This is a genomic window from Micromonospora sp. NPDC047527 (assembly GCF_040643015.1).
GTDB lineage: Bacteria > Actinomycetota > Actinomycetes > Mycobacteriales > Micromonosporaceae > Micromonospora.
In genome coordinates, this window is the sequence record NZ_JBEYTK010000004.1 from 414,558 (window position 1) to 435,582 (window position 21,025).

A 21,025-nucleotide genomic window follows, 5' to 3' on the forward strand; every position below is an offset into this window, starting at 1 on the left:
AGCATGGGCGCGTGCCGACGAACTTCACCGCCGGGCCGGTTCGGGTCCGGGTCCCCGCGACCAGCGCCAACCTGGGCCCAGGCTTCGACGCGCTGGGTCTCGCCCTCGGGCTCTACGACGACCTGGCTGCCGAGGTCGCGCCCGCCGGCGTCCGGGTGACGGTGACCGGTCAGGGCGCCGGCGAGTTGCCGGACGACGACCGGCACCTGGTGGTACGAGCCATGCGCGCGGCCTTCGACGTGCTCGGTGCGCAGCCCGACGGGCTGAGTGTGGAGTGCGTCAACCGGATCCCGCAGGCGCGCGGGCTGGGCTCGTCGTCCGCCGCGATCGTCGCCGGGGTGCTCCTGGCCCGCGCACTGGTCGCCGATGGGGAGCACCGGCTGGACGAGCCGGGCGTGCTCAGGCTGGCCGCCGAGATCGAGGGCCATCCGGACAATGTCGCGCCGTGCCTGCTCGGCGGTTTCACGCTCGCCTGGTCCGAGCCGACCGGTGCCCGCGCGGTGTCCCTGCCGGTCGCCGACGGGGTGCGGCCCACGGTTTTCGTGCCGGCTGAGCGTGGCTTGACCGCGACCGCGCGGGCCGCCCTGCCGGCCACCGTCCCGCACGCCGACGCCGCGTTGACCGCCGGGAGGGCGGCCCTGCTGGTCCACGCGCTGACCGCAGATCCGTCGCTGCTGCTGCCGGCCACCGTCGACCGACTACACCAGGATTACCGTGCAGCCGGGATGCCTGCCACGTCTGCGCTGGTCAACGAGTTGCGCGCGGCGGGTGTGGCGGCTGTGGTCAGTGGGGCCGGCCCGACAGTGCTGGCGCTGAGCGAGCCGCCAGCGGGCTTCCACCTGGGAACAGACTGGGAGTTCTGGAAGTTACCGATAGACGTCAGCGGTGCCCGGGTCGCCCGGGGTAGACTGGGACACGCCGAGCGGGACCCTGTTGCCGCAGGTCGGAAGAGTTGATTACGCTCTAGGCCTAGCACAGCCGCGAAGCACGCGATCTCCTGCGGGGCGGCGCACCCCCGAAGCTCTCGGCGGTCAGCCCGTCACCCCTGCCCAAGGCCCACGCCGCACCGCAGTTTCCACAGGTCGCCGCAGACGGCGAGACCTGCTCACCGACGTTGGTGAGTCGGGAAACCACCGGCTGCTGTGTCACAGACTCCCGCGACGCGTCCTTGCGAGGCGGGTGCACCGAGGCCGCCCGGCCACCTGAGTTCCGACTCCGGGCAGTCCCGGCCTTATCGAGGGAAGGAATCCATTGAGCGACACCACCGACGTGACGTCGGATGTTTCCAACGTCGCTGGCGATGCCACCGCAGCCGCCCCCGCCCGTCGTCGGCGCAGCGGCACCGGTCTGTCGGCGATGCTGCTGCCAGAGCTGCAGAGCCTGGCTGCGTCGCTCGGCATCTCCGGCACGGCTCGCATGCGTAAAGGCGAGCTGATCGCCGCGATCTCCGAGCGGCAGGGCGGCAACGCCGCCGGGACCCCTCGACCGCGAGCCGAGGTCGCGGCCGCGGCCGCTCCGGCCCGTGAGGAGGTGCGCGAGACCGTGGATCGCCCGGCGGCTGAGAGCCGCAGCGCTGAGCAGGCGCCGGCCGAGCCGGCTGCCGAGACCGAGACCCGGGGTCGTACCCGTCGTACCCGGACCGCCCCGGCTGAGGGGCGCACCACAAGGGCGCGCAGCACCGAGCCCCGCAGCACCGAGCCCCGCAGCACCGAACCCCGTGCCGCTGAGCCCCGCACCACAGAGGCTCCCGCCACCGAGCCTCGCGCCACTGAGGCGCGCAGCACTGAGGCGCGTACCGACGAGGTGGAGACCGGCGAGCGGGCCGACCGCGGTGAGGGCCGCCGGGAGCGGGCCGAGCGTTCCGACCGGAACGAGCGCTCTGACCGGGGCGAGCGGGCCGACCGTTCCGACCGGGCCGAGCGTTCCGACCGTGGCGAGCGTTCTGACCGGGCCGAGCGCGGCGAGCGTTCTGACCGGGGCGAGCGGGGTGAGCGTTCCGACCGGGCCGAGCGCGGCGACCGCAACGAGCGGAGCGAGCGCTCTGACCGGGGCGACCGCAACGACCGGGGCGAGCGTTCCGACCGGGGCGAGCGTGCCGAGCGCAACGACCGGCCGGAGCGCGCCGACCGCGGCGACCGCAACGACCGTGGTCAGCGGGTCGAGCGGGTCGAGCGGGACAACGACGACGACGACGGTGAGGGCGGCGGCCGGCGTGGCCGGCGCAGCCGCTTCCGCGACCGCCGACGTGGCCGTGGCGAGCGCGCCGAGACCGGTGGCGACACCGGTGGACGCGAGCCGCAGGTCGGCGAGGACGACGTCCTCGTCCCCGTGGCCGGCATCATCGACGTGCTCGACAACTACGCCTTCGTGCGGACGACCGGCTACCTCGCCGGCCCGAACGACGTGTACGTCTCGATGTCCCAGATCAAGAAGTACGGCCTGCGTCGCGGTGACGCGATCACCGGCGCGGTGCGTGCCAACCGTGAGGGTGGCAACAGCGGTGACCAGCGGCGGGACAAGTACAACCCGCTGATGCGGCTGGACACCATCAACGGGATGGAGCCGGAGGAGGCGCGGCGCCGGCCGGAGTTCTACAAGCTCACGCCGCTCTACCCGCAGGAGCGCCTGCGGTTGGAGACCGAGCCGCACATCCTCACCACCCGGGTCATCGACCTGGTCATGCCGATCGGCAAGGGCCAGCGAGCGCTCATCCAGTCGCCGCCGAAGGCGGGTAAGACGATGGTGCTCCAGGCGATCGCGAACGCGATCACCCGGAACAACCCGGAGTGCCACCTGATGGTGGTGCTGGTGGACGAGCGGCCCGAAGAGGTCACCGACATGCAGCGGTCGATCAAGGGCGAGGTCATCGCGGCCACGTTCGACCGTCCGCCGCAGGACCACACCACGGTGGCCGAGCTGGCGATCGAGCGGGCGAAGCGCCTGGTCGAGCTGGGGCACGACGTCGTCGTGCTGCTCGACTCGGTGACCCGGCTCGGTCGGTCGTACAACCTGGCGGCGCCGGCCAGCGGCCGGATCATGTCGGGTGGTATCGACTCCACCGCTCTCTACCCGCCGAAGCGCTTCCTCGGTGCGGCTCGCAACATCGAGAACGGCGGCTCGCTGACCATCATCGCGACGGCCCTGGTGGAGACCGGGTCCATGGCGGACACGGTCATCTTCGAGGAGTTCAAGGGCACCGGCAACGCGGAGCTGAAGCTGGACCGGAAGATCGCTGACAAGCGCACCTTCCCGGCCATCGACATCAACCCGTCCGGTACCCGTAAGGAAGAGGTCCTGCTCGCGCCCGAGGAGCTGGCCATCATCCACAAGCTCCGCAAGGTGCTGCACTCGCTGGACTCGCAGGCGGCGATGGACCTGCTGCTGGACCGGCTCAAGCAGTCCCGGACCAACATCGAGTTCCTGATGCAGATCGCGAAGTCGACGCCGGGGGAGTGACCATCCCCGGTTGACCGACGACGAAGGGGCACGGCCATCGCGGCCGTGCCCCTTCGTCGTGTCCGCCCGTCGTCCTTTGCTCTGCTTCAACCGGCGCAACACTTCGGGGTGCTTTGTGTTGCGCCCGTTGAAGCAGAGCAAAGGGGACCGAGAGGGGGTGGCCGGCCCTGCTCGCACGCCACCAGAGGGGTTCGGCGGGGAGCCAGGAGCCCGGCTGGCGGAATTTTCCTTCGGTTCAGTCGGCGGGGCTTGAAACTTCTATTCATTGGCGGGTTGACTGTCGTCCATGCGTACCCGCAGACGATCCGCCCGTCGCACCGGCGTCCTGCTGCTGACGCCGCTGCTCGCCCTGGCGGCCCCGCCCGTCGCCTCCGCACCCGCGGCCCCGCCCGTCGCCTCCGCGCCTACCGGGGCCTCGCTGCCCGGGACCGCGCCCACCGTCGCGGAGGACGCGCCGCCCGCGTCCTCCCGGCCGGCTGGCTCGGTCAGCCTGGCCGCCGACCCGGCAGCCGCGACCACCCCTGCCGCCGCCGCTGGTGGCCTGGAACCGGCCGGCGGCCTGGAGACCACGAAGGCCACCCGCCCGGTCGCGCCAGGCGTGCAGCTCACGTCCTTTGACCGGTACGACGCCGATGGCTGGCTGCGCGCCGACGCGCTCACCACGGACCTCGCCGGCGGTGCCACCGTCGACTACGTCAACTCCGGGGCGGTCAGCCGGGCCGAGCCACTGCGCAAGGCGGTGGACGCCTCCCGCGCGGTCGCCGCGGTCAACGGCGACTTCTTCGACATCAACAACTCCGGTGCCGCCCAGGGCGTCGGAGTCCGCGACGGCGAGCTGGTCCAGTCGGCGGTCAGCGGCCATCGCAACGCGGCGGCGATCACCGTGAACGGGCTCGGCCGGGTGATCGAGGTGAACTTCGACGGCACCGCCACCCTGCCCGCCGGGCCGGTATCGCTGACCCAGTTCAACAACCTGGTGCAGGCCGACGGCGTCGGGGCGTTCACCGAGCTGTGGGGGACGTACTCCCGGCAGCGCGCCGTGGAGGGCGCCGCCCGCGTGGTCGAGGTCACCGTGACCGGCGGTCGCGTGGCCTCGGTGACCGGCGCGGCCGGCAGCGGCCCGATCGTCGCCGGCAGCACCGTGCTGCTCGGCCGCGACGCGGGCGCGGACGCCCTCGCGGGGCTTCGCCCCGGTGACCCGGTGACGGTGGCCTGGCGGCCGAAGCCGTCCGACGGCAGCACCCTGCACGCGGCGGTCGGGGGCGGCAACGTCCTGGTCCGCGACGGCGTCGTGCAGGGCATCGCCGACCCGACGCTCGCTCCGCGCACCGCCGTCGGGTTCAGCGCCGACGGCCGGAAAATGATCATGTTGACGGTGGACGGCCGTCAGGTCGACAGCCGCGGCGTGACGCAGACCGAGATGGGCCGGATGATGGCCGAGTTGGGTGCCCACCACGCGCTCAACCTGGACGGTGGTGGCTCGTCCACGCTGCTGGCCCGGGAGCCCGGCGCGTCGGCCGTGCAGGTGGAGAACGGCCCCTCCGACGGCAGCGAACGGGCCGTGCCCAACGGCCTGGCCATCTACGCGCCGAAGGGCAGCGGCCGGCTCACCGGCTTCTGGGTCGAGACGGCCAGCGACCCCACCGTCGCCCCGGGCGTCTCGCCGGTGCGCGGCGGCCGGCCCGACCGGGTCTTCCCCGGACTGACCCGCACCCTCACCGCGGCGGGCTACGACGAGACGTACGGCCCGGCGGCCGGCGCGCCCACCTGGCGGGCGACCCCGGCGGTACGCGGTCGGGTCGGCCGCGACGGGGTGTTCCACGCGGGCACGCCGGGGGCCAGCACGGTCACCGCCGCGCGGGGTCGGGCCACCGGCTCGTTGAACCTCACCGTGCTCGGCCCGCTGGCCCGGATCGGCTCCACCGTGCCGAGGGTGGGGTTGACCGGCCGCGACGGCAACGCCCTGGTCGGCGTGGTCGGATACGACGCCGAAGGCAACACCGCGCCGATCGAGCCGGCCGATGTGACAGTCGACTACGACCGGGACCTGTTGCGGATAACCCCGACCGGCGACGGCAACCTGAGCGTCAGCGCGGTGCGGGACAACGGCTCCGCCCTGGTGACCATCCACGTTGGACGGCAGAGCACCGTCCTGCCGGTCACCGTCGGGCTGACCGACGTGCCCGTCGCGGGCTTCGACGACGCCGCGTCCTGGCGGTTCAGCCAGGCCCGGGCCAGCGGGTCGGTCGCGCCGGCGCCGGGCCACACCGGCACCGGCCTGCGAATGTCGTACGACTTCAGCCAGTCCACCGGCACCCGGGCCGCGTACGCCGACCCGCCGGCCTGGATCGAGGTGCCCGGCCAGCCGCAGGCGTTCGGCATGTGGATCCAAGGCAACGGCACCGGTGAGTGGCCCAGCCTGCACCTGCACGACGCCCAGGACACCCAGCACGTGCTGCGCGGCCCGCTGATCACCTGGACCGGCTGGCGGTACGTGGAGTTCGCGGTGCCGGCCGGGGTGCAGTACCCGGTGCGGGTGCGCCGCTTCTACGTGGCCGAGACGAACGCCGCCGCGCAGTACACCAGCGAAGTGATCATCGATGACCTGGTGGCGAAGGTGCCGCCGACGGTCGACGTGCCGGCGGCGAACCCGCGCACCGATCGGGTTGTGGTCCGCGACGGCACGGTGGACGGCGCGCCGTGGCGGTTCGCGGTGCTCTCCGACGCCCAGTTCGTCGCCGCCGCGCCGGACAGCGACCTGGTCGCCCAGGCCCGGCGGACGCTGCGCGAGGTGCGCGCGGCCCGGCCGGACTTCCTGCTCATCAACGGAGACTTCGTGGACACCGCCTACCCGGCCGACTTCGCGCTGGCCCGGCGGATCCTCGACGAGGAGTTGGGCGACGCGCTGCCCTGGTACTACGTGCCCGGCAACCACGAGATCATGGGTGCCCCGATCAGCAACTTCGAGGCGGCATTCGGTGCCACCGCACGGGTGTTCGACCACAACGGCACCCGGTTCGTCACGCTGAACTCGTCCACCGGGACGCTGCGCGGCGGTGGCTTCGACCAGGTACGGATGCTGCGCGAGACGCTTGACGCGGCGGCCACCGACCGGCGCGTCGGCTCGGTCGTCGTCCTGCACCACCACCCGGCGCGCGACCCCAGCCCGGCGCAGGCCAGCCAACTCGGCGACCGCAAGGAGGCGGCGCTGCTGGAGCAGTGGCTGGCCGACTTCCAGCACCGCACCGGCAAGGGCGCGCTGTTCGTCGGCGGGCACGTCGGCACCTTCCACGCCGACCGGGTGGACGGAGTGCCCTACGTGATCAACGGCAACGCGGGCAAGACGCCCTCCACCCCCGCCGACCAGGGCGGCTTCACCGGCTGGACGGAGTTCGGTGTGGACCCGGTCACCCCGGCCGAGGCCGACCGGGCCCGCCGTGACCCGCTCGCCGAGGGGCCACGCTGGGTGGACGCGGAGTTCCACGCACACCTGGACCGGCTCACGCTGAACGCTCCGCCCAGCGTGGCGGTCGGCAGCCCGGCGACGGTCGACGCCACGCTCACCCAACCCGACGGGCGTACGGTGCCGGTGGCCGCGCCGGTCAGCGCCGACTGGTCGGCCTCGCCGGGCGTGCACATCGGCTCCGCGGCCGGGGTGCGCCCGTGGCACACCGCCCGCTTCGACCCGGCCACCGGCACCCTCACGGCGCTGCGGCCCGGGTCGGTGGTTCTGGCGGTCACCGTCAACGGCGTCCGCACCGAAACCGCGATCACCCTCACCGCTCGGGCCGCCGCGCCCGCGGCCTGACCCCGCCCCCGCCGCCCCGCACCGTCGAGCCGCACGGGCCGGGGCGGCGGGCCAGGGTCAGAAGTCGCCGTCCGCCACCTGGAAGACGGTGAGGCCGAGGGCACGCCACATCTGGACCACCTGGACGCGGTCGTCGAACACGCCGACCACCCGGTAACGGTCCCGGATCTCCCGGTCGTAGATCTCCCGCTTGACGATCGAGTCCTTGCGGGAGTCGCCGACCGCGCGTAGGTGCAGGCCGAGGTAGGGGACCCGGACGTGCCGGGCCAGCCACGCCTCGGTCGCCGCTCGGGCGGAGGCGTCCCGCCCGGAGCAGAAGACCACCCCGTACCCGGCGGCGTGCATCGCCCGGACCGCCGCGATCACCGCCGGGTTGGGGTGGTCCTGGCCCACCCGCGTCATGTCGTACGGGCTGCGGGAGACGGCCAGCGCGACAGTCCCGTCGATGTCCACCAGCACGATCTCCCGAGGTTCGGCCGACGGCGGGTGCACGGCGGCTGGCCGTCCGGTGCGGGCCTGCGGCACCGGCAGGGGCAGCGTGCGCCACTGTAGGTACCGCTCGTGCAGCCGGCGGATCGCGTCCGCGCCGACCTGGTCGTCGACCGGGCGAGCGGCGTCGCGGCGCAGGCACTCGTCCAGCGGTACGTCGGTGAAGTCGTGGACCTCGAATTCCGCGCCGTGGCGGGCAGCCAGCTCGGCCCAGCCCCGCAGCGTCCGCGCCCGCAGGTTGGTGTCGTCCACGCACACGTTCGCCCGCGCCCGCAGCAGCGCCTCGACCTGAGCCTGCTGCACGACTGTCACCTGCGCCTCCGCCCACTGGGTGAAGAGCCGCTCGCCGTGCAGCATCCGCCGCAGGTCGTCCCGGTTGACCCGGAGGACGGACGGCTGGAGTGTGCGGGCGAAGGTCGTCTTGCCCGAGGCCGGCAGGCCCCGGGTGGCGATCAGGCGGGTCATCGGGGCACCTCGGGCTCGACGGGCGTACCCCCGGCGGGGCACGCGACGGCGGTTCGTTGGGTGGACGAATGCCGGGCTGGGCGGCGGGAATGCGGACGAGGAGGCACGTGTTGACGATGCCGGACGAGGTGTGTGGCCCGATTATCGGGTCGGCTCAGGCCCATGGCACACTGGTCAATCGGCCACCGGTTCCGGTTCACGCCCGAGCCCGTCGCGTACGGCGCGACGAGCGATGACGGCGACCCGGCGACCACCAACGAGAGGACCGAGGCGAGATGAAGGCAAACATCCACCCGGAGTACGTGACCACCGAGGTCAGCTGCTCCTGTGGCAACACGTTCACGACCCGCAGCACCGCCAAGGGCGGGGCGATCCACGCCGAGACCTGCAGCGCCTGCCACCCGTTCTACACCGGTAAGCAGCGCGTTCTCGACACCGCCGGCCGGGTCGCGAAGTTCCAGCAGAAGTACGCCAAGGTTCAGGCCAAGAAGGCCAAGTAACTCACCGTTCGGCGCCCGCGTCCGGTTTCTGCCGGATGCGGGCGCCGTCCGCGTTCCGCCCTGTTTTCGTCCGGCGACCGGCTGTCCGCCCGGCCCGGCCGGCGCCCCCCCGTACCGTCGAAGGAGCATCCGCAGCATGAGCAGCGAGCGTCTGGCCGGTCTCCTCGACGAGTACGCGGAGTTGGAGAAGCGGTTGGCTGACCCGGCCATCCACGCCGACCAGGCCACCGCGCGTCGGGTCGGCCGTCGGTACGCCGAGTTGGTGCCGCTGAACAAGGCCGCCGGCGAGCTGGAGCAGGCGCGTGCCGACCTGACCGCCGCCCGCGAGTTGGCGGCCGAGGACCCCTCCTTCGCCAGCGAGGTGGAGTCGATCGCGTCGTCCCTGCCGGTGTTGGAGGAGCGTCTCGCCGAGCTGCTCATCCCGCGCGACCCGCACGACGCCAAGGACGTGATCGTCGAGATCAAGGCCGGTGAGGGCGGCGAGGAGTCGGCGCTGTTCGCCGGTGACCTGCTGCGGATGTACACCCGGTACGCCGAGCGGCACGGATGGGTCACCGAGGTGATCGACGCCCAGGATTCCGACCTCGGCGGCGTCAAGGACGTCTCGCTGGCGATCAAGACCAAGGGTGTGCCGGACGGCGGCAACGGCGTCTGGTCGCGGCTCAAGTGGGAGGGCGGCGTGCACCGGGTGCAGCGCGTCCCGGTCACCGAGTCGCAGGGCCGGATCCACACCAGCGCCGCCGGAGTGCTGGTGCTGCCCGAGGCCGAGGACGTCGACGTCACCTTCGACCAGAACGATCTACGCATCGACGTGTTCCGGTCGTCCGGGCCGGGCGGTCAGTCGGTGAACACCACCGACTCGGCCGTGCGGATCACCCACCTGCCGACCGGCATCGTCGTCTCCTGCCAGAACGAGAAGTCCCAGTTGCAGAACCGGGAGCAGGCGATGCGGATCCTGCGGGCACGGCTGCTCGCCGCCGCCCAGGAGCAGGCCGACGCCGCCGCCTCGGACGCCCGCAAGGCGCAGGTCCGCACGGTGGACCGCTCGGAGCGGATCCGCACCTACAACTTCCCGCAGAACCGGATCACCGACCACCGGATCGGCTACACCGCGTACAACCTGGACCTGGCGCTCGCCGGGGACCTGGACGGGGTGCTGGACGCGCTGGCCGAGGCCGACCGCGCGGCCCGCCTGGCCGGCGACACCGAGCTGTCGCGCCGCTGACCGCGCGCCCCGTCCCGTCCCGTCCCGTCCCGCGCCCCGTCGATCATGGGGTTGTGGTGGGCGGTTTGTCACGCCGTGGGCCTTTGATGAGGCACCACAACTCCTTGATCGACGCCAGCTCTCGCGGTCAGCTCGCGCGGGGGCGTGACTTGGCGCGCAGCATCTCCCGGTCGGCCTCCTCGAAGGCGACGCTGAGGGCGTCGCGCAGCCCACTGCCGCCGGAGACCTCCGCGAAGCCGATGCTCATCCCGACCGGGGTGCCCGGCACCAGCGACTCCCAGTCCTCGGCGCTCACCGCCGCCTCGATCCGACGCGCCACCTCGGCGGCCTCGACCATGCCGGTGTCCGGCAGCACCACCACGAACTCGTCGCCGCCGTAGCGGGCCACGAAGTCACCCCGGCGCATCACTCGGTTGATCACCCCGGCGATGCGTTGCAGGACCAGGTCGCCCGAGTGGTGCCCGTGCCGGGTGTTGACCGCCTTGAAGCCGTCCAGGTCGCAGACACCGATCACCACCCGGTCGCCCCGGGTGACCACGGCGGTGATGTACCGCTCCAGCCGACGCCGGTTGGGCAGCCCGGTGAGCGGGTCGGTCAGCGCCTCACCCTCGTACCGTGCCGCCTCCCGGCGCATCTCCTCGTGGTCGATCCGGGCGGCGATGCCGTCGATGTAGACGTCGCGGAGCCGGTCGTTGCGCTGTGCGGCGAGCCGGAACGCCAGCCGGTCGGCCCGGTGCGCCGCCGAGTGGTCGCCGGCCCGGCTCAGCGCGATGCTGCGCAGCCGTGCGGACTCGGCCGAGCCGAGTGTCTCGGTGGACACCCGGATGGTGTCCAGCCGGGCGACCGCCTCGATGGGCCGCCCGTCGGCCACGGCCAGGCAGACCATCCCGAGTTGCCGCATGTCACGGGCGCGGGCGCTGTCGCCGCCGTGGCTGAGCAGCCGGGACGGCTCGGCCTCGCCCGTCGCATCCACCGGGTCGCCGAGTGCGGCCTGCCGCGCCGCCGAGTAGCCGTACGCGGCGAGGCTGCTGGGACGCAGGTTGCCGGCCCGCCCGGTGCGGACGAAGCGGGTCAGGTCGGCGGCGACGTCCCGGAGTACGCGCAGACACCCGTCGCTGTCCCCGTTGTGGTCCAGCGCCACGGCGTTGCGCAGCCTGATGCCCGGCGCCGCGAACGTCTCCTCCGGGATGCCGGCGGTCATCCCGAGCTGCCGGGCGCGTTCGATCGCGCCCAGGGCGTACCCGTGGAAGCTGAGATAGCTGTAGGCCATTGCGAGGTCGTGCCAGCCCCAGGCCGTGTCCCGGTCGGGGTCCTCCACGGCGCCCAGCGCCCGGGCGGCCTTGACCAGGTGGGTGACGCAGCGGTCCAGCGCGCCCTGGTGGTGCGCGGCGAGGGCTGCCAGTGCGTTGAGGTGCCCGTGCAGGTAGGGCTCGTTGAGGTCGCGGACAGCCGCCGACGCCTCCTCGATGGCCCGGGTGAATTCCGCCGTGCGGCCGAGATTGATCAGCGCGGAGAGCCGCTGCACCATGGCGTCCGCGCGCGCCGTCGGATCGTTGGTGGTGCGGATCACCCGCTCCAACAGGGCGTACGACTCCGCGGAGCGGCTGGCCTCCTGCAACGCCCGGGCATGCGTGAGGGCGTCAACCTGGTCATCGACCCGGTCGAGCCAGCCCACTCACAACCTCCTGTCGTGTGCGCCTCGACGCGGCCGTTCGTGACATCGCCGGTGACACTTCATGATTATGTCGTGAGTACTTTGCCGCAACACACCCCCGAAGGGACAGGCCGCGTCCGTCCGTCCGCCGCCGTGGTCCGGGCCGCGCGGGCGCTCGCCGCCGCGGGGGTGGGCCCGGCGCGGGTGGAGGCCGAGCTGCTGACGGCGTACGTGCTGGGGGTGCCCCGGGGCCGGCTGGCGCTCGCCGACGACCTGGACGACGACCAGGTGGCCCGGCTCGACGAACTGGTCGAGCGCCGCGCCAGCCGGGAGCCGTTGCAGCACTTGACCGGTCGGGCCGGGTTCCGGCACCTGGAGCTGGCGGTCGGCCCGGGTGTCTTCGTGCCCCGCCCGGAGACGGAGTTGCTGGCCGGCTGGGGCGTCGAGCAGGGCCGGGGTCGGCCCGAGCCGCTGGTGGTGGACCTGTGCAGTGGTTCCGGCGCGATCGCGTTGGCGGTGGCCCAGGAGCTGCCCGGGGCGCGGGTGGTGGCGGTGGAGCGGTCCCCGGCGGCGCTGGCGTGGCTGCGCCGCAACGCCGCCGAGCGGGCCGCGGCGGGGGACCGCCCCATCGAGGTGGTCGAGGCCGACGTCACCGCGCCGGATCTGCTGGCCGACCTGGTCGGCCGGGTGGACGTGCTGCTCTGCAACCCGCCGTACGTGCCGGTGGAGGTGGTGGTGCCGCCGGAGGTGGCCGGGCACGATCCGGCGGAGGCGGTCTTCGGCGGCGTGGACGGCCTGACGGTGATCCGGCCGGTGCTCACCCGCGCGGCGGAGCTGCTGCGCCCCGGCGGCGTGGTCGGGATCGAGCACGACGACACGCACGACGTGGCGGTGCCCGCGCTGCTCGTCGCGGACGGCCGGTTCACCGCCGTCACGGAGCATCGGGACCTCACCGGGCGCCCTCGATATGCCACCGCGTCCCGATCGGCGGACGGCCAGCACGCCGCTTCCGGCTCGGCGTGGCAGACTGACTCCTCGTGATGCTCTACGACTGCCGGTCGCCCGCCGATCGGGACCGCGGCATCGCTGCGGCCATCGAGGCGGTCAAGAACGGCGAGCTGGTCGTCCTTCCGACGGACACCGTCTACGGAATCGGCGCGGACGCGTTCACTCCGTACGCGGTCAAGGCGTTGCTGGACGCGAAGGGCCGGGGCCGGCAGATGCCGCCGCCGGTGCTGATCGGTTCGCGCCACACCCTGGACGGGTTGGTGTTTTCGCTGCCCACGGCCGCTCGCGAGCTGGTGGAGGCGTTCTGGCCGGGTGCCCTGACGATCGTGGTCGAGCACTCGCCGAGCCTCCAGTGGGACCTGGGCGACAAGTCGGGCACGGTGGCGGTGCGGATGCCGCTGCACCCGGTGGCGCTTGAGGTGCTGCGGGAGACCGGCCCGATGGCGGTCTCGTCGGCCAACAAGACCGGCCAACCGGCGGCGGTGACGGCCGAGGAGGCACGCGACCAGCTCAGCTACTCGGTGCGGGCGTACCTGGAGGCCGGGCCCTGCCCGGACCCGGTGCCGAGCACGATCGTGGACCTGACCGGCGAGGTGCCGCAGTTGCTGCGGGCCGGCGCGATCCCGCTGGAGAAGCTGCGCGACGTGGTTCCGGATCTCGTCGACATCCAGGGGGTCTGAGTGCCCCCGTTCACCGTTCTGCACGTCTGCATGGGCAACATCTGCCGCTCGCCGATGGCCGAGCGGCTGCTCGCCCTCGCGGTCCGGGAGCGGTTGGCGCGGCGTTCGCAGGACCCGGCCGGGGCCGAGGAGTTGCTGCACAGCCACAGCGCCGGCACCGGCGGCTGGCACGCCGGTGAGGAGATGAACCCGCCGGCGGCCCGGCAGGTCATCGGCCGGGGCGGGGACGTCGAGGGCTTCGCGGCGCGCAAGCTGCGTTCGGACCTCATCGACGCCGCAGACCTGGTCCTGACGGCCACGGCCGACCAGCAGGAGTACGTGGTGGCGCTGCGTCCGGACGCGGCGGCCCGCACGTTCGTGCTCGGTGAGTTCGGCCGGTTGCTCGCCGCGGTGGACACCGCCGCGCTGCCGGCGGCGGAGGCGACCCCGGAGGGGGTGTACGCCCGGGGCGTGGCCCTGGTGGCGGCGGCCCACGGCAACCGGCTGGGCACCAGCCTGCTGCCCACCGATGATCTGGACGACCCCTGGGGTCGCGGTGACCAGTGCTTCAGCCGGGTCGCCGACGAGATCGAGGAGACGGTCCACCCGCTGGCCGCCGCGCTGCTGCCCTGAGCGCCGTGCGAGTTTTCTCCGGGTTTGGGGAAAACGAGGGGCGAAAGGGGTCTTCCGGGTCATTCTGAACGGGTCCTAGTGTGACCGGCTCCTGCGGGGAGAGCTGATGATCCGGGCCCGACTCGACAAACTACTGACCGTGGTGATCGCCGGCGTGCTGGCCGGGCTGGTGCTGGCCGGGGCTGCCCTGCCCGCGGCCCTGGTCTTCGGGATCGGCTTCAGCGCCCTGTCCACGCCGTACTCGGAGCTGCCGAACACGCTCCGCACGCCGCCCACCGCCCAGCGCTCCAACCTCTACGCCAGCGACGGCACCACCCTGATCACGTCCTTCTACCAGGAGGACCGGGTGGACGTGCCCCTGCAGGAGGTGGCGCCGGTGATGCGCCAGGCCATCGTGGCGGCCGAGGACGTCCGGTTCTACCAGCACAGCGGGGTGGACCTGCGCGGCGTGGTACGCGCGTTCACCGTGAACCGGCGCGACGGCCAGACCCGGCAGGGCGCCTCCACGCTGACGATGCAGTACGTCCGCAACGTGCTCGCCAGCGATCCCCGGCTGACCGAGCGGCAGCGCCGGGCGGCCACCGAGGTCACCACCGCCCGCAAGCTCCAGGAGATGCGGTACGCGCTCGCGCTGGAGCGGGAGTTGAGCAAGGAGGACATCCTCACCCGCTACCTCAACATCGCCTACTTCGGCGCCGGGGCGTACGGGATCGCCGCCGCCAGCAAGCGCTACTTCTCCCGGTCCCCGGCCGAGCTGACCCTGGCCCAGGCGGCGCTGCTGGCCGGCCTGGTGCAGTCGCCGGACAGCGACGACCCGATCAACGGCGACGCCGACAGCGCGCTGGACCGTCGGACGTACGTGCTGGAGCGGCTGGTGGAGTCGGGCCAGGTGCCGGCCGACGCGGCTGCGGCGGCGCGGGCCGAGCCGCTGCAACTGCGGCCCAGCGAGACCCCGAACGACTGCACGGGAGTGCCCGAGGGAAACAACGACTGGGGCTTCTTCTGCGACTGGTTCACCCGCTGGTGGAGCAGCCAGCCGGCGTTCGGGTCGACCGCCGACGAGCGCCAGCGCACGTTGCGCCGGGGCGGCTTCTCCATCGTCTCCTCGCTGGACCCGGCGTTGCAGCGGGCCACCACCGAGCAGGTGCGCAAGATCTACCGGACGACCGACGCGCGGGCGATGCCGACCACGGTGGTGCAGCCCGGCACCGGCCGGGTGCTGGCGATGTCGGTGAACCGCACCTACAGCGTCAAGGACAATCCGGTCGGCCAGAAGAACCACCCGAACACGGTCAACCAACTCGTCGCCGGCGGCGGGGCGATCGACGGTTACCAGGGCGGCTCGACGTTCAAGCTCTTCGCCCTGCTGGCCGCGCTGGAGTCCGGCCTGCCGCTGTCCACGGAGTTCACGGCGCCGACGCAACTGCTCACCCGGTTCCCGGTGACCGGGGAGGCGAGTTGCGACGGGCAGTGGTGCCCGTCGAACGCCAGCCCTTCGTCGATGGACGGCCCCCGCACCATGTGGACCGCGTTCGGTCGCTCGGTGAACACCTACTTCGCGTGGCTCACCGAGCGGGTCGGCGCCGACCGGGTGGTGGAGATGGCCGAACGGCTCGGCATCGTGCTGCGCGCCGACGCCGACGAACGGCTGGCCCGCTACGGTGCGAAGAACTGGGGCCCGTTCACCCTGGGCGTCGCCGCGACGACCCCGCTCGACCTGGCCACCGCGTACGCCACGGTGGCTGCCGAGGGGACCTGGTGCCGGCCGCTGCCGGTGGTCTCGATCAGCGACTCGACCGGCCGGCCGGTGGACGCCGCCAAGCCGGACTGCCGGCAGGTCCTGGACATTGACGTGGCCCGGGCGGCGATCGACGCGTCCCGGTGCCCGGTGGGCGACCAGTCGATGTACCGGCAGTGCGACGGTGCCACCGCGCCCGACCTGCGTGCCCGGCTCGGCCGTCCGGTGGCCGGCAAGACCGGCAGCTCCGAGCGGTACGAGACGGAGACGGTGGTGGCCTTCACGCCGCAGCTCGCGGTCGCCTCGATGGCGGCCAACCCGGATGATCCCCGCGACGCGGTCGGTCAGGCGGTGCAGGCCCGAATGGTGGACGCGGTCGGCGAGGTGCTCGCCTCCGGCCTGCGCGGCCAGCCGGTGCGCGACTTCGTCCCGCCCAGCGAACGGGCCGCCTTCCAGGTAACCGGAGCCCGCACCGGCAACTAACCCCACCCACCCCAACCCACCCCGCCCTCGCGATCTTGCACTTTCTGCCGCGACAAAAGGTGCCAAAGCACCCAAACCTGCGACCCAAAGTGCAAGATCGCGGGGGTGGGGTGGGGTGGTTTAGGGGTTCTGTTCTGCGCCTCGGGCTATGTTGCGGGCCATTCCGCCGAAGACCACCGCGTGGAACGGTGCCACCGACGCCCAGTAGGCGTGCCCGCTCAGCCCTCGGGGCAGGAAGACGGCGCGTTGCTGGTAGCGGCTGCGCCCGTTGTCGGCGGGCAGCACCCGCATCTCCAGCCAGGCACGGCCGGGCAGGCGCATCTCGGCGCGCAGCCGCAACAGCTCGCCCGGGATGATCTCCTCCACCCGCCAGAAGTCCAGTGCCTCGCCGACCTGTAACCGGTGCGGGTCGCGTCGGCCGCGCCGCAGCCCCACTCCGCCGATGAGTCGGTCGAGCCAGCCACGGATCGACCAGGCGAGCGGGAACGAGTACCACCCGTTCTCGCCGCCGACGCCCTCGACGACCCGCCAGAGCGCCGCCGGTGACGCGTCGACCGTCCGCTCGCGGAGGTCGGTGTACGCGGTCCCACCGGACCAGTCCGGGTCGCTGGGCAGCGGCTCGGCGGGGGCGTCCGGGCCGCTCGCGTTCGACCAGCGGGTCTCCACCTGGGCGTCGCGTACCTTGGCCAGCGCCAGCGTCACCGCCTGGTCGAAGCCGGTCAGGCCGCCGGGCGGGTCGGGGACGTACCGGGCGATGTCGTGCTCGTGCGCGACCGCCTCGTGGATCAGGCTCTCGACCAGCGGGCGGGCGATGGCGTTCGGCACCGGGGTGATCAGGCCGACCCAGTGCGAGGAGAGCGACGGGGTGAGCGGCCGGACCGGCACGATGATCCGCCGGCGCAGCCCGGCCACCCGCGCGTACCGCTGCATCATGTCGCGGAAGGTCAGCACGTCCGGCCCGCCGATGTCGAAGCCCCGGTTGACCTCCGGCGGCAGGGCGGTGCAGCCGGCCAGGTAGCGCAGCACGTCACGGACCGCGATCGGCTGGATCCGGTTACCCACCCACCGGGGGGTGACCATGGCGGGCAGCCGCTCGGTCAGGTAGCGCAGCATCTCGAACGACGCCGAGCCGCTTCCGATGATCACCGCGGCGCGGAGCACCGCCGTGGGCACCCCGCTGGCCAGCAGGATCCGACCCACCTCGGCCCGGGACCGCAGGTGCGGGGAGGGGACCTCCTCGTCGGAGGCCGGTTCCGGGCCGCCCAAATAGACGATCCGGTGTACGCCGGCCGCGCGGGCCGCCGTCGCGAAGTTGGTCGCCGCCGCGCGATCGGCCGCCTCGAAGTCGGGCCGGCCGAGCGAGTGCACCAGGAAGTAGGCGACATCCACGTCGGCGAACGCGGCGGGCAGCGTCTCCGGCCGGCTGAGGTCGCCCTCGACGATCTCGGCGGCCGAGGCCCAGGGCACGTCGCGCAGCCGCACTGCCTTACGGGCCAGGCAGCGTACGGTGTGCCCGTCGGCGAGCAGGAGCGGCGTCAGTCGCCCGCCGATGTATCCCGTGGCACCGGTGACGAGGCATCTCACGGGTCCCAGTGTGCGTCCCTCTAGACTCGTTCGCTGTGGAGACCGAGACGAGCACCTTCTGGGGGCCGGATTTTGCGCAGCTCAGGGCAACCGATCCGGAGATCGCCGGGGTGGTCCTCGGCGAGCTGGACCGGTTGCGGGGTGGTCTGCAGCTGATCGCCAGCGAGAATCTGACCTCGCCGGCGGTGCTTGCCGCGCTCGGTTCGACGCTTACCAACAAGTACGCCGAGGGTTACCCGGGCCGCCGCTACTACGGCGGCTGCGCGGAGGTGGACCGGGCTGAGGAGATCGGCGTCGCCCGGGCCAAGGAGCTGTTCGGGGCCGAGCACGCCAACCTCCAGCCGCACTCCGGGGCGAGCGCCAACCTGGCCGCGTACGCCGCGCTGGTGCAGCCGGGGGACACGGTCCTGGCGATGGATCTGCCGCACGGCGGGCACCTCACCCACGGCAGCCGGGTGAACTTCTCCGGCAAGTGGTTCCACCCGGTCGGCTACCCGGTCCGGCCGGACACTGAGCTGATCGACTACGACGAGGTACGGGACCTGGCACGTGCCCACCGTCCCAAGCTGATCATTTGTGGCGCGACCGCGTACTCCCGCCTGATCGACTTCGCGCGGTTCCGGGAGATCGCCGACGAGGTCGGCGCGTACCTGATGGTGGACGCGGCGCACTTCATCGGCCTGGTCGCCGGCCGGGCGATTCCGTCCCCGGTGCCGTACGCCGACGTGGTCTGCGCCACCACCCACAAGGTGCTGCGCGGCCCGCGCGGCGGCATGATCCTGTGCCGTGAGTCGCTGGCCCAGCGGATCGACAAGGCGGTCTTCCCGTTCACCCAGGGCGGCCCGCTGATGCACGCGGTCGCGGCCAAGGCGGTCGCGTTGCGCGAGGCCGCCCAGCCCGAGTTCCAGACGTACGCCCGGCAGGTGGTCAGCAACGCCCAGGCGCTCGCCGCCGGGCTGGCCGAGGAGGGGATGCGCCCGGTTTCCGGTGGCACCGACACCCACCTCGCCCTGATCGACCTGCGGGAGGTGGGGGTGACCGGCGCGGAGGCCGAGCGACGCTGCGACGCCGCGTCGATCACCCTGAACAAGAACGCCATCCCGTACGACCCGCAGCCGCCGATGGTGGCCTCCGGCATCCGGGTGGGCACGCCGAGCGTCACCACGCAGGGCATGCGGGAGGGGGAGTTGCGGCAGGTGGCCGCCCTGATCGCCCGTGCGGTACGCACCGATGCCGGGGCGCCCGGCGGTGCCGACGAGCTGACCCGGATCGGCGCCGAGGTGGCCGAGCTGGTCGCGACGTTCCCGGCGTACCCCCGATGAGCGAGCCACGGGCGGGTGAGCCGGGCGCGATCCGGGTTCGGCTGCCGTACCTTCCCCTTACGCTGCTGAGTTGTGCGGTGCTGGCGGTGCTGGCGGTCCCTCTCGCGGCAGTCCTCCAGGGTGCCGAGGGCGCCGCCGGAGTGGCCGCCGGGATCGCGCTGGTGGTGGTGAGCTATCTCATCTCCGGGTTCTCCGTCGCCTGGGCGGACGCCATCAACCCGCGCATGATCATGTCCGTCGGGTTGGTCACCTACAGCGTGAAGATCGTGATCCTCGGTCTGACCATGTCCGCCATCGCGGCCACCGGTTGGGGTGGTTTACGGGCCATGGGCGTGGGCGTCATCGCGGCCGTGGTGGTCTGGACCGGAGCCCACCTGACCTGGGCGCTGCGGTCTCCGCTGCCGACATTCCGGTCGCGGCGCGACTAATCACGTCCGATTGCGGGCTCCTCAGCGGACGATTGTCGGCAATTTGCCGGTCCCGTCGGGCTGCCTCGGCGGACTTGACGGGAGTAGCCTTGGCGACGGTTGACGCGCCCGTAGTGCGACCCGCACGCTGCCCGCAGTGTGGGGGGTGCCGCACACCCTGGCGCAGGCAGGCTGATATCGTTCGCGGCGTCATGGCCGACGACCTTCACCCCAAGAAGTCCGATGAGCACTCATCGGAGGGCGTTGCCGGCACCGTTCTTGGCTATCTCATCGCCGGAATTGTGGTGTGGGGTTTCCTCGGATGGCTAGCGGGACGCCTTATCGGATTTCCCACGGGCATCGGGATCGCCACGGGCATGATGTTCGGCGCAGCCGGAGCGATCTACTTGATCATGAAGAGGCTCGGTGCTTGAGTTCCAGCACACGCGGGTCTGTCGAGTGCGGAGGATGACACGGTGAGTGGACAGCTCGTCGCCGCCGAGGGGCTTCCCTGGCCCCCCAGCGTCGGAGATTTCTACCCGCCGAACGTGGCCGGCCCCTGGGTCACCAAGTTCGGGATCATGATCTGGCTCGCGGTCGCGTTGCTGATCATCTTCTTCATGCTCGCCTACCGGAAGCCCAAGCTGGTCCCCGGTAAGGCCCAGTGGTATGCGGAGTCGGTCTACGGCCTGGTCCGGGACAACATCGCCCGCGAGCAGATGGGCAACGCGGGCATTCGCTTCGCGCCCTACTTCACGGTGCTCTTCAGCTTCATCCTGCTGACCAACCTCTTCAGCATCGTGCCCGGGTTGCAGATCTCGCCCAACTCGCACATCGCCTTCCCGATCGTGCTCTCGGCCATCTCCTACGTGATGTACCTCTACATCGGCGTCCGGAAGCACGGCTTCGGCAAATACCTGAAGATGATGCTGATCCTGCCCGGCGTCCCGTGGCCAATGCATTTCCTGCTGATCCCGATCGAGTTCCTGCAGAACTTCATCGTCCGGCCGGTCACGCTGGCCCTGCGGCTATTCGCCAACATGTTCGCCGGCCACCTGCTCCTGCTGGTCTTCACCGTCGGCGGGTTCGTGATGCTCGCCTCGGACAGCATCTTCGTCCAGGTGACCTCGGTCTTCTCCTTCGCCATGGCGATCGTGATGGCCTTCTTCGAGGTCCTGGTCGCGGTGCTGCAGGCTTATGTCTTCGTCACGCTGAGCGCCAACTACATCGGGTCGTCGCTGGCAGACGAGCACTGAGACCCGCTCGGCGGGTCACCCGGCCCGACCAAGCTTCTGGATACCGACCGCGTACACGTGAGAACTCACGTGTGAACTAGGAGGAATACCCGCAATGGACGTTCTCGCCGCCATCAACGGTAACGTCAACACCATCGGCTACGGTCTCGCCGCCATCGGCCCCGGTATCGGCGTCGCCCTGGTCTTCGCGGCCTACATCCAGTCGAGCGCCCGTCAGCCCGAGTCCGCCGGCTTCAACCGGACCTGGCTGGTCCTGGGCTTCGCCCTGGTCGAGGCGCTCGCCCTGTTCGGCCTGGTGCTCGCCTTCGCCGTCAACTGACCGTCCGCTCTTCGACCCG

The 21,025-nt window shown here is 72.1% G+C and carries 17 protein-coding genes; 14 read left to right on the plus strand and 3 right to left on the minus strand.

Annotation, left to right across the window (positions count from 1 at the left end; all coding sequences use genetic code 11):
• Window positions 1–11 precede the first annotated feature (11 nt).
• The 3 genes from thrB to ABZ808_RS18645 all read left to right on the plus strand — a co-directional run bounded on the left by thrB (window position 12) and on the right by ABZ808_RS18645 (window position 7,264).
• The gene (thrB, locus tag ABZ808_RS18635) at window positions 12–956 is read left to right on the plus strand and encodes a homoserine kinase (RefSeq protein ID WP_357007705.1); all 945 of its coding nucleotides are present in this window, start codon (window positions 12–14) and stop codon (window positions 954–956) included.
• A 295-nt stretch (window positions 957–1,251) separates the two neighbouring features.
• Window positions 1,252–3,456 (plus strand): transcription termination factor Rho, encoded by a 2,205-nt coding sequence (gene rho, locus ABZ808_RS18640; protein ID WP_357007708.1) that lies wholly within the window; start codon window positions 1,252–1,254, stop codon window positions 3,454–3,456.
• Between the two features lie 286 nt (window positions 3,457–3,742).
• Window positions 3,743–7,264 (plus strand): phosphodiester glycosidase family protein, encoded by a 3,522-nt coding sequence (locus ABZ808_RS18645; RefSeq protein ID WP_357007711.1) that lies wholly within the window; start codon window positions 3,743–3,745, stop codon window positions 7,262–7,264.
• Between the two features lie 57 nt (window positions 7,265–7,321).
• Here the strand turns inward: ABZ808_RS18645 and ABZ808_RS18650 are convergent, their stop codons facing one another.
• On the minus strand, window positions 7,322–8,218 hold the full coding sequence (locus ABZ808_RS18650; protein WP_357007714.1) for an AAA family ATPase: 897 nt from the start codon (window positions 8,216–8,218) through the stop codon (window positions 7,322–7,324).
• 275 nt (window positions 8,219–8,493) lie between these two features.
• Between ABZ808_RS18650 and rpmE the strand changes: the two genes are divergently transcribed.
• Window positions 8,494–8,718, plus strand: coding sequence for a 50S ribosomal protein L31 (gene rpmE, locus ABZ808_RS18655; RefSeq protein ID WP_030333150.1), 225 nt, complete (start codon window positions 8,494–8,496; stop codon window positions 8,716–8,718).
• A gap of 136 nt (window positions 8,719–8,854) precedes the next feature.
• Window positions 8,855–9,943, plus strand: coding sequence for a peptide chain release factor 1 (gene prfA, locus ABZ808_RS18660; RefSeq protein ID WP_357007717.1), 1,089 nt, complete (start codon window positions 8,855–8,857; stop codon window positions 9,941–9,943).
• A gap of 127 nt (window positions 9,944–10,070) precedes the next feature.
• Here prfA and ABZ808_RS18665 read toward each other — a convergent pair whose 3' ends face one another.
• Entirely contained in the window at window positions 10,071–11,618 is a 1,548-nt protein-coding gene (locus tag ABZ808_RS18665; protein WP_357007720.1) for a GGDEF domain-containing protein, read from the minus strand.
• A gap of 72 nt (window positions 11,619–11,690) precedes the next feature.
• Here ABZ808_RS18665 and prmC point away from each other — a divergent pair, with 72 nt between their 5' ends.
• The 4 genes from prmC (at window position 11,691) to ABZ808_RS18685 (ending at window position 16,118) form a co-directional block, all read left to right on the plus strand.
• Complete coding sequence (gene prmC / locus ABZ808_RS18670; RefSeq protein WP_357007723.1) at window positions 11,691–12,638, plus strand: peptide chain release factor N(5)-glutamine methyltransferase; 948 nt, start codon at window positions 11,691–11,693, stop codon at window positions 12,636–12,638.
• Window positions 12,638–13,285, plus strand: coding sequence for an L-threonylcarbamoyladenylate synthase (locus ABZ808_RS18675; RefSeq protein ID WP_357008224.1), 648 nt, complete (start codon window positions 12,638–12,640; stop codon window positions 13,283–13,285). The genes prmC and ABZ808_RS18675 overlap by 1 nt, the downstream gene beginning before the upstream one ends.
• Complete coding sequence (locus ABZ808_RS18680; RefSeq protein ID WP_357007726.1) at window positions 13,286–13,897, plus strand: phosphotyrosine protein phosphatase; 612 nt, start codon at window positions 13,286–13,288, stop codon at window positions 13,895–13,897. It begins immediately after the preceding gene.
• Window positions 13,898–14,003: 106 nt separating this feature from the next.
• The gene (locus ABZ808_RS18685; protein WP_357007729.1) at window positions 14,004–16,118 is read left to right on the plus strand and encodes a transglycosylase domain-containing protein; all 2,115 of its coding nucleotides are present in this window, start codon (window positions 14,004–14,006) and stop codon (window positions 16,116–16,118) included.
• A 120-nt stretch (window positions 16,119–16,238) separates the two neighbouring features.
• Here the strand turns inward: ABZ808_RS18685 and ABZ808_RS18690 are convergent, their stop codons facing one another.
• Window positions 16,239–17,702 carry an SDR family oxidoreductase gene (locus ABZ808_RS18690; protein WP_357007732.1) on the minus strand — a complete coding sequence of 488 codons (1,464 nt, stop codon included), beginning with the start codon at window positions 17,700–17,702 and terminating at the stop codon, window positions 16,239–16,241.
• A 35-nt stretch (window positions 17,703–17,737) separates the two neighbouring features.
• Between ABZ808_RS18690 and glyA the strand changes: the two genes are divergently transcribed.
• From glyA to atpE, 5 genes are all read left to right on the plus strand, one after another.
• Window positions 17,738–19,024, plus strand: a complete 1,287-nt coding sequence (glyA, locus tag ABZ808_RS18695) for a serine hydroxymethyltransferase (protein WP_357007735.1) — start codon at window positions 17,738–17,740, stop codon at window positions 19,022–19,024.
• Complete coding sequence (locus tag ABZ808_RS18700) at window positions 19,021–19,452, plus strand: hypothetical protein (protein WP_357007739.1); 432 nt, start codon at window positions 19,021–19,023, stop codon at window positions 19,450–19,452. The genes glyA and ABZ808_RS18700 overlap by 4 nt, the downstream gene beginning before the upstream one ends.
• A gap of 191 nt (window positions 19,453–19,643) precedes the next feature.
• The gene (locus ABZ808_RS18705; RefSeq protein ID WP_355591308.1) at window positions 19,644–19,865 is read left to right on the plus strand and encodes a hypothetical protein; all 222 of its coding nucleotides are present in this window, start codon (window positions 19,644–19,646) and stop codon (window positions 19,863–19,865) included.
• A 42-nt stretch (window positions 19,866–19,907) separates the two neighbouring features.
• A complete protein-coding gene (atpB, locus tag ABZ808_RS18710; protein ID WP_357007742.1) occupies window positions 19,908–20,687 on the plus strand; it encodes a F0F1 ATP synthase subunit A in 780 nt (259 codons plus the stop codon).
• 94 nt (window positions 20,688–20,781) lie between these two features.
• Entirely contained in the window at window positions 20,782–21,006 is a 225-nt protein-coding gene (gene atpE / locus ABZ808_RS18715; RefSeq protein ID WP_355591314.1) for an ATP synthase F0 subunit C, read from the plus strand.
• Window positions 21,007–21,025 lie beyond the last annotated feature (19 nt).